The 12,818-nt window shown below is 72.2% G+C and carries 10 protein-coding genes and 1 pseudogene; 4 read left to right on the top strand and 7 right to left on the bottom strand.

Annotated elements, in window-relative coordinates; all coding sequences use genetic code 11:
• The first annotated feature begins 128 nt into the window (after positions 1 to 128).
• From dnaK to DS079_RS00665, 4 genes and pseudogenes are all read left to right on the top strand, one after another.
• Positions 129 to 1,988 (top strand): molecular chaperone DnaK, encoded by a 1,860-nt coding sequence (gene dnaK, locus DS079_RS00680; RefSeq protein WP_126984405.1) that lies wholly within the window; start codon positions 129 to 131, stop codon positions 1,986 to 1,988.
• Positions 1,988 to 2,578: pseudogene (locus DS079_RS00675) on the top strand (nucleotide exchange factor GrpE); the annotation flags it as partial. The gene dnaK and the pseudogene DS079_RS00675, both read left to right, overlap by 1 nt.
• A gap of 145 nt (positions 2,579 to 2,723) precedes the next feature.
• The gene (locus DS079_RS00670; RefSeq protein WP_126984404.1) at positions 2,724 to 3,731 is read left to right on the top strand and encodes a DnaJ C-terminal domain-containing protein; all 1,008 of its coding nucleotides are present in this window, start codon (positions 2,724 to 2,726) and stop codon (positions 3,729 to 3,731) included.
• Positions 3,732 to 3,846: 115 nt separating this feature from the next.
• Positions 3,847 to 4,287: a heat shock protein transcriptional repressor HspR gene (locus tag DS079_RS00665; protein WP_126984403.1), complete on the top strand. Its 441-nt coding sequence runs from the start codon at positions 3,847 to 3,849 to the stop codon at positions 4,285 to 4,287.
• Between the two features lie 90 nt (positions 4,288 to 4,377).
• Here the strand turns inward: DS079_RS00665 and DS079_RS00660 are convergent, their stop codons facing one another.
• The 7 genes from DS079_RS00660 to DS079_RS00630 all read right to left on the bottom strand — a co-directional run bounded on the left by DS079_RS00660 (position 4,378) and on the right by DS079_RS00630 (position 12,805).
• Positions 4,378 to 5,562 carry a glycosyltransferase gene (locus DS079_RS00660; RefSeq protein ID WP_126984402.1) on the bottom strand — a complete coding sequence of 395 codons (1,185 nt, stop codon included), beginning with the start codon at positions 5,560 to 5,562 and terminating at the stop codon, positions 4,378 to 4,380.
• A 13-nt stretch (positions 5,563 to 5,575) separates the two neighbouring features.
• Positions 5,576 to 6,352 carry a TVP38/TMEM64 family protein gene (locus DS079_RS00655; RefSeq protein WP_126984401.1) on the bottom strand — a complete coding sequence of 259 codons (777 nt, stop codon included), beginning with the start codon at positions 6,350 to 6,352 and terminating at the stop codon, positions 5,576 to 5,578.
• Complete coding sequence (locus DS079_RS00650; RefSeq protein WP_126985053.1) at positions 6,349 to 7,587, bottom strand: glycosyltransferase; 1,239 nt, start codon at positions 7,585 to 7,587, stop codon at positions 6,349 to 6,351. Before DS079_RS00650 ends, DS079_RS00655 begins: the two co-directional genes overlap by 4 nt.
• Positions 7,588 to 7,794: 207 nt before the next feature.
• On the bottom strand, positions 7,795 to 8,301 hold the full coding sequence (locus DS079_RS00645) for a YbhB/YbcL family Raf kinase inhibitor-like protein (protein WP_126984400.1): 507 nt from the start codon (positions 8,299 to 8,301) through the stop codon (positions 7,795 to 7,797).
• Positions 8,302 to 8,362: 61 nt separating this feature from the next.
• On the bottom strand, positions 8,363 to 9,637 hold the full coding sequence (locus DS079_RS00640) for a carboxylate--amine ligase (protein WP_126984399.1): 1,275 nt from the start codon (positions 9,635 to 9,637) through the stop codon (positions 8,363 to 8,365).
• 75 nt (positions 9,638 to 9,712) lie between these two features.
• The gene (locus tag DS079_RS00635) at positions 9,713 to 10,972 is read right to left on the bottom strand and encodes a carboxylate--amine ligase (RefSeq protein WP_126984398.1); all 1,260 of its coding nucleotides are present in this window, start codon (positions 10,970 to 10,972) and stop codon (positions 9,713 to 9,715) included.
• Positions 10,973 to 11,104: 132 nt separating this feature from the next.
• The gene (locus DS079_RS00630; protein ID WP_126984397.1) at positions 11,105 to 12,805 is read right to left on the bottom strand and encodes a glycoside hydrolase family 13 protein; all 1,701 of its coding nucleotides are present in this window, start codon (positions 12,803 to 12,805) and stop codon (positions 11,105 to 11,107) included.
• Positions 12,806 to 12,818 lie beyond the last annotated feature (13 nt).

Raw genomic sequence — 12,818 nt, 5'->3', positions numbered from 1 at the left:
CCTTCTCAGATTGACATCGTCGATCGTGGGTTCTCTACTTGAGTCCGTACAGCTCAAGTCTTGCCGTCGACCGCTGGTCGGCAGCGAAGATCCCGCGCGGCGCATCCGTCGCAGAAAGGCAGGCACCCATGTCCCGTGTCGTCGGAATCGATCTCGGCACCACCAACTCCGCCGTCGCCGTCCTCGAGGGCGGCCAGCCCACCGTCATCGCGAACGCCGAGGGCTCCCGCACCACCCCGTCGGTCGTCGCCTTCTCGAAGCAGGGCGAGGTCCTCGTCGGCGAGGTCGCCAAGCGCCAGGCCGTCACCAACGTCGATCGCACCATCTCCTCCGTCAAGCGCCACATGGGCACCGACTGGACCCAGGAGATCGACGACAAGAAGTACACCCCGCAGGAGATCTCCGCCCGCACCCTCGGCAAGCTCAAGAAGGACGCCGAGTCCTACCTGGGCGAGTCCGTGACCGACGCGGTGATCACCGTCCCGGCCTACTTCTCGGACTCCGAGCGTCAGGCCACCAAGGACGCCGGCACGATCGCGGGCCTGAACGTCCTGCGCATCATCAACGAGCCCACCGCCGCGGCCCTCGCCTACGGCCTCGAGAAGGGCAACGACGACGAGCAGATCCTCGTCTTCGACCTCGGCGGCGGCACCTTCGACGTCTCCCTGCTCGAGGTGAGCAAGGACGAGGAGGGCTCGACCATCCAGGTCCAGGCCACCGCCGGCGACAACCGCCTCGGCGGCGACGACTGGGACCAGAAGATCGTCGACTGGCTGATCTCGCAGGTGAAGAACAAGGAGGGCGTGGACCTGGGCAAGGACCGCATCGCCCTGCAGCGCCTGAAGGAGGCCGCCGAGCAGGCGAAGAAGGAGCTCAGCTCCTCCACCTCCACCACCCTCTCCCTGCAGTACCTCTCGATGACCGAGAACGGCCCGCTGCACCTGGACGAGAAGCTGACCCGCGCGCAGTTCGAGGACATGACCTCCGATCTGCTCGAGCGCACCAAGGCCCCCTTCCACCAGGTGATCAAGGACGCCGGCATCAAGGTCTCCGACATCGACCACGTGGTCCTCGTGGGCGGCTCGACCCGCATGCCCGCGGTGACCGAGGTCGTCAAGGAGCTCACCGGCGGCAAGGAGCCCAACAAGTCCGTGAACCCGGACGAGGTCGTCGCCGTCGGCGCCGCTCTCCAGGCCGCGGTCATCAAGGGCGAGCGCAAGGACGTCCTGCTCATGGACGTCACCCCGCTCTCCCTCGGCATCGAGACCAAGGGCGGCGTGATGACCAAGCTCATCGAGCGCAATGCGGCCATCCCGACCAAGACCTCCGAGGTCTTCTCGACCGCCGAGGACAACCAGCCCTCCGTCGCGATCCAGGTCTTCCAGGGCGAGCGTCAGTTCACCCGGGACAACAAGATGCTCGGCACCTTCGAGCTGACCGGCATCGCGCCGGCCCCGCGCGGCATCCCGCAGATCGAGGTCACCTTCGACATCGACTCCAACGGCATCGTGCACGTGACCGCGAAGGACCGCGGCACCGGCAACGAGCAGTCCATCCAGATCACCGGCGGCTCCGCCCTGTCCGACGAGGACATCGACCGCATGGTGAAGGACGCCGAGGCCCACGCCGCCGAGGACGAGGAGCGCCGCAAGAACGCCGACGCCCGCAACACCCTCGAGCAGCTCGTCTACCAGGGCGAGAAGCTGCTGAAGGACAACGAGGAGAAGATCTCCGACGGCGACAGGACGAAGGCCGAGGACGCCATCAAGGAGGCGAAGGACGAGCTGGCCAAGGAGGACGCCTCCACCGAGGACCTCGAGGCCAAGCGCGACGCGCTGAACGAGGCGCTCCAGGCCGTCGGCACCGCGATCTACTCCCAGGCCCAGGAGGGCGCCGAGGGCGCTCCCGAGGGCACCGAGGCGCCGTCGTCCGATGACGACGACGTGGTCGACGCCGAGATCGTGGACGAGGACGAGGAGAAGAAGTGATGACCGAGAACCAGAGCCACCCCGATGACGCTCAGCGCCCTGAGGGCGAGCCGCGGTTCTCCTTCACCGACAAGCGGAAGGTGAACCCGGAGGACGGCTCGGTCCGTCCCTCCGGGGACGCCCCCGCCTCCGAGGGGCAGGGCTCGCAGGAGCCGGTCGACCCGATCGACGCCGAGGCGGCGACGCTCTTCGAGCAGGCCGCCGCCGGCCAGGGCGGGGCCTCCGCCCCGGCCGACGCCGGACGGGTCGCCGAGCTCGAGGGCCAGGTCACCGCGCTCACCGAGCAGCTCAAGCGCGAGCAGGCCGAGTACGTCAACTCGCGCCGCCGGATCGAGGCGTCCGCCGAGGTGAGCAAGGAGGCGGCCGTGGGCCGCGTCCTGGCCGCCCTGATCCCGGTGCTCGACGACGTGGAGCTGGGCCGCCAGCACGGCGACATCGCCGAGGGCACGCCCTTCCACTCGATCGCGCAGAAGCTCGAGGAGATCCTCGGCTCCCACGGCCTGAAGCGCTTCGGCGCGGTGGGCGAGGAGTTCGACCCGAACCTCCACGAGGCCCTCATGCACGAGGACGCCGACGACGTCGAGACCGCCACGATCTCGCTCGTCATGCAGCCGGGCTACGCGATGAACGATCGCGTGCTGCGCCCCGCCCCGGCTCATTCCCTACGAACACCACGAACCCTACGAACACCACGAACGACGCAGAAGTACCTGAGGCTCCCGGAAGGAGACGCTGATGTCCGGACAGGACTGGCTCGACAAGGACTTCTACGCGGTCCTCGGCGTCTCCAAGGACGCCGACGCGCAGGAGATCAAGAAGGCCTATCGCAAGAAGGCCCGGCAGTACCACCCCGACCGCCACCCCGACGACCCCAAGGCGGAGGAGACGTTCAAGGAGATCGGCGAGGCCTACTCGGTGCTCAACGACCCCGAGCAGCGCGAGCAGTACGACGCGATCCGCGCCATGGGCTCCGGCGGCGCACGCTTCTCCGCCGGCCAGGGCGGCCCCGGGGCCGCCGGCTTCGAGGACATCTTCTCCTCCATGTTCGGCGGCGGCCACGGCGCCCCGCGCGGCTACCCCGCCGGCGGCGGAGGCGGCGCGAACCCCGACCTCGACGACCTGCTGAAGATGTTCGGCGGCCAGGCCGGCGGCGGCTTCGGCGGCGGGGGACCGGCCGGCTTCCAGCCCGGCCCCTCCAAGGGCCAGGACATCTCGGCCCACACGAGGATCTCCTTCCGCGACGCGGCGCTGGGCACCGAGATCCGGCTGACCGTCGACGGGAAGGCCGTCACCGCCCGCATCCCCGCGGGCGTCCACGACGGGCAGAAGATCCGCCTGCGCGGCAAGGGCCGGCCCGGCCCCGGCGGCGGCCCGGCCGGGGACCTGCTGCTCACGCTGGACGTCGAGGAGCACCCCGTGTGGAGCGCCGACGGCGCGAACCTGAAGATCACGGTGCCCGTCTCCTTCGACGAGGCGGTGCTCGGCACCACCCTGTCCGTCCCGTTGCTGGACGGTGGCACCGTCTCGGTGAAGGTCCCCGCGGGCACTCCCTCCGGTCGCACCCTGCGCGTGCGCGGCAAGGGCCTGAAGACCTCCAAGCGCACCGGCGACCTCCACGTCACCATCCAGGTCGCGGTCCCCTCGCACGTCGAGGGGAAGGCGAAGAAGGCCGTGGAGGACCTCCGCGAGGCGCTCGAGGGTGAGGACCCGCGCGCCGGGCTCGCCGCGGCCGCCGCCAGCTGACCGAAGCCGAACGGGCCGGACGGAGGTCTCCGGCCGGTCCGTTCGGAGATCGGCGCCGCCCGCCGCCGCGCCCGTCCCGACCCGTCCATCTCCGCATCCCGGAAGGAGCTCCCCGATGGCCTCCTCGTCCCGTCTCGACGAGCGCGCGCCGGTCTTCGCCATCTCGGTCGCGGCCGAGCTCTCCGGCATGCACCCCCAGACCCTGCGCCAGTACGACCGGCTCGGCCTGGTCGTCCCGCAGCGCACCCGCGGCCGGGGACGCCGCTACAGCGCCCGCGACGTGATGCGGCTGCGGGAGATCCAGGCGATGTCCCAGGACCAGGGCATCAACCTCGCCGGCATCAAGCGGATCCTCGAGCTGCAGGACGAGGTCCAGACACTCCAGGACCAGCTGCAGCGCGTGCGCGAAACCCTCGAGTCGATGAGCCCCGCGCAGCGCCGCGTGTTCACCGCCGACCGCGACGGGGAGATCAGCGCCCTGCGTCGCGGCGAGCGTCCCCGCCGCAGCTCCGGCAGCGGCGCGCTCGTCGTCTGGCGGCCCGGCCACCGGCGCTGAGCAGCCGGCACCGAGCCTCCCTCGCCCGCGCCGAGCGAGCGGCCGACGTCGCCGGGCCTCGGCCGGGACCCGCGCCCGGGCGGCCCGGCCTCAGCCGTCCCGCCCGGGAGCAGGCCGGTGCGGCTGCGCCCCGACCTCCTCGTACAGCGTCCCGAGCGTCCGCGCGATCTGCTGGATGTCCACGCCCTCGGCCGCCTCGCGTCCCGCCCGGCGGAGGTCGGCGAGCTCCCCGTCCAGCAGGGCAGCGAGCTTCTCCGCCGCGCGTCCCGGGAAGTCGGGGCCGTCGCCCGCGACCTGGTGCGTGAGCACCCCGTCGGGCATCCCGTCGCGGTAGATCGGGATCGCGCGCACCAGCGCCGGCACCTCGCAGGCCAGCGCCTCCCACAGCACGATCCCCTCGGTCTCCTCCTTGGTGAGGAAGCAGAAGGCGTCCGCCCCGCAGTACGCCTCGCGCACCTGCTCCGCCTGCACGTAGCCGGGGAAGAGCGCGTTCGGCGGCGCGGAGGCCAGCGCCCGCTCGACGTCCCGGGTGAGCATGCGTGGATCGGTGCGGCCGTACCAGACGAAGGTCACCTCCGGCAGCAGCCTCGCCACCTCCACCCAGTCGAGGATCCCCTTTCGCACCAGCTGCATCCCGACGCTGACCACCACGCGCGCCTCCGGACCGAGGCCCAGCTGCTCGCGCAGCCGCCTCCGCGCTCCGGGACCGGGGCGGAAGAAGGTCGTGTCCACGCCGTTGGAGAGCACCCGCACCGGGGCGCGCAGGCCGTACTCCGGCCGGGAGATGAGCCCGCGCGAGTACTCGCTCGGGGTGACCACGAGGTCGCCGCGGCGGTACAGGTGCGCGATCCAGCGACGGAACAGCGGCGCGACGCGGTTCGCCCCGGGGAAGGAGTCGCGGAAGTCCTCCTCGGTCGAGTGCGCCCACATCAGCACCGGCCGACGCCACAGCCGCGCCCAGTGCGCGAGCAGCGGCGTGTCCGGGAACGGGGTGTTCAGGTGCACCACGTCGAAGGGGCGCAGGGGGTTGGTGACCACCTCGTGGCCGAGGGCCCGCACGGCGGTCTCCTGATGGCGGATCGCGGCGCCGATCCCGGACTCCTTCGCCAGCGAGGCGAGGCCGCGCGGCAGCAGCACGCGCAGCGGCTCGTCGCCGCGCACCCCGCGACGGGGATGGCGTCCGGGCAGGACGGTGCGGGCGATGCGGTCCAGTCGGCGGCCGGCCGCCTCGAGGGGCCGACGGCGGCGCCTCGCGGCGCGGGAGCTCATGAGCATCGGGGAGTACTCCTCACCAGGGAAGGAAGCGCAGCAGCAACGCGCTCACGCCGAGGCCGTAGGCGATCAGCGCCCACGGCTTGCACAGCAGGATGATCGCGACGTAGGTGCGCCACGTCATGCGGGTGGTGCCCGCGATGTAGCACAGCAGGTCGTCGGGCGCGACGGGCAGCGCGATCGCGAGCGCGAAGGCGCGGGTGAAGTGCGCGCTGCGGGTCCAGCCCAGGAACTTCTCCACCGTGCGCGGACGGAACATCCGCTCGATGAGGCCCAGGCCCACGTGCCGCGCGATCAGGAAGTTCAGCAGGGAGCCCGAGCACACGGCGAGGTAGTTCAGCACGGTCCCCTCGACGGCGCCGAAGAGCACCGGCCCCGCGATCACCAGCAGGCCGCCGGGGACGATGGGGAAGACGACCGAGGCGGCGGAGACCACGAAGAAGGCGAGCGGACCCCAGGCGCCGAGCGAGTCGATGAAGGCCTGCAGGTTCGTGAGCGAGCGCAGCACCCCGGTGTCGAGCCCCCAGACCACCAGGGCGATGGAGAGGCCGAGGCCGAGCAGCGGGGAGAGCCGCGCGGCGATCCGCAGCGGGTCCCGTCGGATCCCCGCCTCCCCGCCGCCGGTCCCGGAGATCCGGTCGGCGCCGGGGCGGGCCGGGGCGGCCGGGGCCTGCACCGAGCCCGGGCGGGCGACGGGTGCGGGGACCGGCCGGACGGCGACGCGGCGGGCAGGGGTCGCCGGGCGCGTCGGCGCGGTGCGGACCGCCGGGATCGTCCCGGTCGTGGTGCTCATGCGGTCACGACCGGGCGCGAGATGATCCGCGCGGGCCTGCGGCGCAGGCTCTGGCGGTACACCTCGAGCACGTGACGACCGAAGTCCTGCGCCCCGCAGGTGGCCTGCGCGTGCTCACGGGCCGCGGTCGCCATCTCCTCGCGCCGGCGCGGACCGTCCAGCAGCGTGGACAGGTGGGCGGAGAACTGCTCGGCGTCCTCGTACTGCCAGCCCGTGCGCCCCTCGACGACCACGCTCGCCAGCGACGGGTCGCGGCGGCACAGCAGCGGCAGCCCGCAGGCGAGCGCCTCGATGAAGGTCAGGCCCTGGGTCTCGCTGAGGGAGGCGCTGACGAACAGCTCGCCGATCCGGTACCAGCGCTGCACCTCGGCGGGATCCGCGACGCCCGCGAAGCGGACCCGGTCGGCGATCCCGAGCGCCCGAGCGTGCGCCTCGAGCTCGGGGCGGTAGGGCCCGTCGCCGACGAGCACGAGCACCGTGTCCGCCCGGTCCGCGGCCGCGACCATGTCGAGGACCTCCTCGAGGTTCTTCTCCTTGGCCAGGCGCGAGACGGAGACGATCACCCGCTGCTCGGGGGAGATGCCGAGCCCGCGGCGCAGCGCCCGGACGTCCTCGTGCTCGGCCTCGCTCGCGGCGGGGCGGAAGCGCTCGAGGTCCAGGCCCGTCGGCACGATGTGGACGGGGGAGCGGACCCCGTAGCCGGTGAGGATCCGCTGGACCTTCGCGGTCGGGACCACGACGGCGTCGGTCCCCGCCAGGACCCGGCGGGAGAAGGTCTCCACGACCTTCCGGCCGACGGAGCGGCTGGGGGAGTAGTAGTGCGTGTAGTCCTCGTAGATCGTGTGGTACGTGTGCACCAGCGGCACGGCGAGGGTGCGGGCGATGCGGCGCGCCCACACATGGGTCGAGAACTCGCACTGGGAGTGGACGACGTCCGGTCGCCAGCGCAGGATCTCGCGCAGCACGCGGCGGCTGGCGGGCATGCCGATCCGGGCGCGGTCGTAGACCATCGAGGCGGAGACCGAGCCGATGCGGTAGACGCCCTGCTCGCTGCGGGTGCGGATGCCCTGGGACAGCGTCAGCACCCGCACGTCGCAGCCCAGGGCGAGCAGCTCGCGGCGCAGGGTCTGGACCGAGGCGACCACCCCGTTGACCACCGGCTCCCACCAGTCCGTGGTGAGGAGCACTCGCAGGGGACGGGCCGGCTCGGCGTCCTGATAGGGGCTCGGGCGCATCCTGGTCACGTTCACCCCTCGAGGTTCGCACGTGGTCGCGCCGAGCGCCTCCGCCGAGCGGAGGAGAGGGGTCAGACCGTGGTCTGATCCTGCCTCCGACGCCTGGTCGTGCCTGGTCCTCGTGCTCATGCTCCGAGCCTATGACCGGTGCCCAGGGGCCAGAACCGGGCGCGCCCGACGCGTCGCGGAGAGTTTCCCCCTAGTGCGTCAGCCCGTCACCTGGTAACGGGCCGTGAGCGACGTGGACGCCAGCTGCTGGGTGAAGATCGCGAAGCGCGCCTGGACGTTGGCGGCCCCGTGCTCGACGCCGAGGGTCTCCACCGGCAGGGCGTGGATCGAGAACTGGTAGCGGTGCGGGGCGCCGGCGGGCGGCTCCGGCCCGTCGTAGCCGACGTTCCCGAAGTCGTTCACGGCCTGGCGGATCGGCGAGCCGGCGTCCTCGCGGGCCACGCCCTGCGGCAGCGACGTGCTCGTGGCCGGGATGTCCCAGGCGACCCAGTGCCAGAACCCGGAGCCCGTCGGGGCGTCCGGGTCGTAGCAGGTGATCGCGAAGGACCGCGTCCCCTCGGGAGCGTCGCTCCATGCGAGATCGGGGGAGAGGTTCTGCCCGCCGAGGGCCTCGACCAGCTGCGGCGGGGCGACCACCGTCCCGTCCGGCGTGGCAGAGGAGGTCAGGCTGAAGGTCTCGTCGGATTCGGTGACGTTCTCGCTCATGCCGATCAGCCTAGGCAGGGCGCGCGGAGAAGTCGACCGGACCGCGCCGACCGCCTGCTCCTCAGAAGCCGTCGGCCGACGGGCGCGGGTAGTGCTGGAGGAACTTCTTGACCTGGTTCATCTTCGCGGCGAGCACGTAGAAGCGGCGCCTCGCGCCCTCGACCCCGTAGGCGAGCGGGTGCACGGTGCGGCGCTTCCCGATCTCCCGCACCCGGGTGCGCAGGTCCGGGTCGATGATGTAGCGGCGCAGCAGCGGCCACGGCACGATCGAGTAGAGGATCTCCTCGCGCGGCACCAGCCGCTCCATCTCGCGCTGCTCGACGAGATCCGCCACCACGGGCAGCGCGACGTTCGCCCCGGCCGCGGTCATGTAGTAGTTGTTCCGGCCGATGCGGGGGTTGACCTCGAAGAACTTCCCGACCCCGTCGCGGGGGTCGATCTTCACGTCGAAGTTCGCGTAGCCGCGGTACCCGGAGTGGTGCAGGAAGCGCACCGACTGCTCGAACACCTCCGGCAGGTCGGTCGTGAACATCGCCGCCGGGTTCCCCAGGGCGCCGGGGGTGTGCTCCTCGAGCAGCACCTGCGCCCCGCCGAGCAGGGTGACCCGGCCCTGGGTGTCGACATAGGCGGTCACCGACAGCATCGCGGTGTCGTCGCCGGGGATCATCTCCTGGACCACGAAGCGGTCGTGGTAGCCGGCCTCCGTGAGGCGGCCGACGAGGTCGAGCAGCTGGGCGCGGTCCGCGATCTCGAAGACCTTCCGCTTGCCGGGGAAGGAGACGGCGTTGTACGCGGAGGAGCGGGAGGCCTTGGCGACCACGGGCCAGCCGAGGTCCAGCTCCGGCACCTCCGGCGCCGTGCCGCCCTCGAAGTCGAGCACGACGGTGCGCGGGGTGGCCACGCCGATCTCGGAGCACATCTGCGAGAAGGTCGCCTTGTCCGCGACGGCCTCGAGCACGTCGTCGTCCAGCAGCGGCAGGTGGAAGAGCTCGCCGAGCTCGTCCCGGTGCGCGGCCAGCAGCGCGACCAGGAAGTCCGCGTTCGCCAGCAGCACCGGGCGGGTGCCGCCGGGGCGGGCGGCCTTGTCGCGCCCCACCTGCAGCAGTGCCGCGATCATGTCCTCCTCGGAGGCGGCCATGCCGAGCTCCACGGTGGTCAGGATCGAGGAGTCCGCGACGGGGCCGGCGACCTTCCGGGTCACGACCGTCGAGGTGATCCCGTACTTCTCGTGGAAGGCGCGGGCCAGGGCGTAGATGCCGATGTCGCCGCCGAGCAGCACCAGGTCCACCTCGGGGGTCGACACGGCGGTGTAGGGGCGGGGCGGGGTGTCGGGCATCAGAGGGGTCCTTGTCGGTCGTGCGCGGTGCGGGAGAGGTCGTGCGGGGGAGCGAGGAGCGCCGGGGCGGGACGCTCAGAAGCCGGTGTCGGTGGGGCGCGGGTACACGGCGCGGTACTTGCGCACGAAGTTCAGGCCGGAGACGACCGAGTAGGCGCGCATCCACAGGCCCTCAGGACGGTACCGGAAGGGGTTGCGCAGCCCGCGCCGCGCCACACCTCGGACGTGCTCGCGCAGGGCGGGATCGCGCACATAGGAGAGCACGAGCCGCAGCGGCAGGATCGTGTAGAGGATCGGCCGGGTGACGCGCACCTGGGCGATGTCGCGTCCGTGCACCCGGTCCTCGACCACGTGCCGCGCCACCGGCTCGCCCGCGGCGGTGACGTAGTAGTTGTTCCGGCCGATGCGGGGGTTGATCTCGAAGAAGCACTCCCGGCCGGTGCGCGGGTCGACCTTCACGTCGAAGTTCGCGAAGCCCACGTAGTCCACATGGTCCAGGAAGCGCTCCGCGGCGGCGGTGAGGCTCGGGAAGTCGCCGGTGACCATCGCGGCGGGCCGGCCGAGCGCCTCGGGGGTGTGCTCGCCCAGCAGCACCTGCGCCGCGCACAGCAGCGTCACCCTCCCGCGGCTGGAGCGGTAGGCGGTGATCGAGCGCTGCGCGGTGTCGTCCCCCTCGATCAGCTCCTGGAACAGGAAGCGCCCGGTGAAGCCGGCCTCCCGCAGGGACCGCACGAGGGCCCGCTGCTCCTCGGCGGACTCGAGGAAGAACACCTTCTTCTTCCCGGGGAAGTCGACGTGGTGGTACTCGGCGGTGTTCGCGGCCTTGCCGACCACGGGATAGGACCAGGGCAGCTCCTCGTGCCCGTTCCAGTCCGGCTCCCCGGCCCGGGAGAAGTCGACGATGACGGTGGGGACCGTGTCGATGCCGAGCTCATCGCAGATCTCCGCGAACTCGGCCTTGTCCGCCAGGCGCGACAGCAGCTGGGCGTCGACCTGCGCGAGCAGGTAGTGCGGCTCCAGATCGGCGCGGAAGCGATCGATCAGCTCGATGAGGGAGTCCGCGTTGGTCAGCAGCAGCGCCGGCCGGCCGGCCGGGCGCTGGGCGGCCAGGTCGATCAGCGCATCGCGCAGGTCCTCGTCGCTCGCGTCGGCGCCGAGGGTGACGAGGTCCGTCGTGACCGTGCGCTCGTTCATCGCCACCGGGGTGCGCACCACGGTGGTGCAGCGCATCCCGTACTGGGCGTGGAAGGCGATGGTGAGGTTCAGGGAGTTCAGGCCGGCGCCGAGGACGACGACGTCGAACCCGGGATCGACCGGGGCGGAGGGCGAGCGCATGAGCGCGATCCTAGCGGGGAGGCGGGCTCCCGCCGCGCAGGGACGGGCCCTGCGCGGCCGGACGTGAGCACCGCGACTCACCGGCGATCCGCCGGCGGCGTCAGTGCTGCTCCTCCCCGGCGCAGCGGCGGCTCAGCGCCGACGCAGCCACACGGCGGCGTCGGCCGGGAGCCGGCCGGGCACGGGCTCGGCGGAGCCGACCAGCACCTCCGCGTCCGCGAGGTCGAGGCCGTCCGGTCCGGCGGGCAGGGGCAGCTCCTGCTCCGAGGTGTTCACCAGCACCACCACCTCGCCGCGCACCAGGCCCAGCAGGCCCTCGGGCAGGTCCTCGAGGAACTCCACCGGGGCGTCCGAGCGGCCCAGGCCGTGCTCCCTGCGCAGCGCGATCGCGGCGCGGTACATCTCCAGCGTCGACCCGGGCACGCCCTCCTGCGCATCCGCCGCCAGCGCCCCGAACTCCTCCGGCTGCGGCAGCCAGCTCTCGCCGGTGGGGGAAAAGCCGTGCGCCGGGGCGTCCGCCCGCCAGGGCAGCGGCACGCGGCAGCCGTCGCGGCCGGGCACCCCGGCCCGAAGATGGGCGGGGTCCTCTCGCAGCGCGTCGGGGATCTCCGCGACCTCCGGCAGGCCCAGCTCCTCGCCCTGGTACAGGTAGGCGGCGCCCGGCAGGGACAGCATCAGCAGCGTCGCCGCGCGGGCGCGGGCCAGGCCCAGCGCCGCGTCCGGCGTCTCCTCGCGGCCCAGCCCCTCGCCGAAGCGGTAGCCGGGCGGGAAGCCGTAGCGGGTGGCGTGCCGGATCACGTCGTGGTTGGACAGCACCCAGGTGGTGGGCGCTCCCACGGCATCGGCCAGGGCCAGCGGCTTCTCGATCGCCGCCCGCATCGTCTCCACGCCCCAGGTGGCCTGGAGGAACCCGAAGTTGAAGGACTGGTGCGCCTCTTCGGGGCCGATGTACAGCGGCAGCCGGTGCTCGGGGATCCAGGCCTCCAGCACCATCATCCGCTCGCCCTCGTAGGAGTCCAGGATCGGCCGCCACTCGCGGTAGATCTCCAGCACCCCGTCGTTGTCGAAGTAGATCGGCACCTCTCCCTCGGGGATGTCCAGCAGCCCCTCGGCGTTGACGGCGGCGTCCGGCAGCCCCTCGGGCTTGACCATCCCGTGGGCGACATCCACGCGGAACCCGTCGGCCCCGCGATCCAGCCAGAACCGCAGCACATCCCGGAACAGGGCGTGCACGCGCGGGTTCTGCCAGTTCCAGTCCGGCTGGGAGGTGTCGAAGATGTGCAGGTACCACTGCCCGGGCGTGCCGTCCGCCTCGGTGACGCGGGTCCAGGCCTCGCCGTGGAAGATCGAGGTCCAGTTGTTCGGCGGCAGCTCGCCGTGCTCCCCCCGGCCGTCGGCGAACACGTACATGTCCCGCTCGGGGGAGCCGGGCCCGGCCGCCAGCGCCTGCTGGAACAGTTCGTGCTCGCTCGAGGAGTGGTTGGGGACGATGTCCACGATCACCTTCAGGCCCATCGCATGGGCGGAGGCGATGAGCTCGTCGGCATCGGCGAGGGAGCCGAAGCGCGGGTCCACGTCGCAGTAGTCGGCCACGTCGTAGCCGCCGTCGCGCTGCGGGGAGGTGTAGAAGGGCGAGAGCCAGAGGGCGTCCACGCCGAGCTCGCGCAGGTAGGGCAGGCGGGAGGTGACGCCGGGCAGGTCGCCCATGCCGTCGCCGTCCGCATCGGCGAAGGAGCGGGGATACACCTGGTAGACCACGGCGTCGCGCCACCATTCGGGGGCGCCGGCCTCCGGCTGCGCGGTCGCGGGGGCGGGCGAGGAGGTGGTGGTCATGGTGTCCTTCCGA

This window comes from Brachybacterium paraconglomeratum, from assembly GCF_003994255.1.
Lineage (GTDB): Bacteria > Actinomycetota > Actinomycetes > Actinomycetales > Dermabacteraceae > Brachybacterium > Brachybacterium conglomeratum.
Note: the sequence above shows the minus strand (reverse complement) of the source record. Positions and strands in the feature narration are given on the sequence as shown.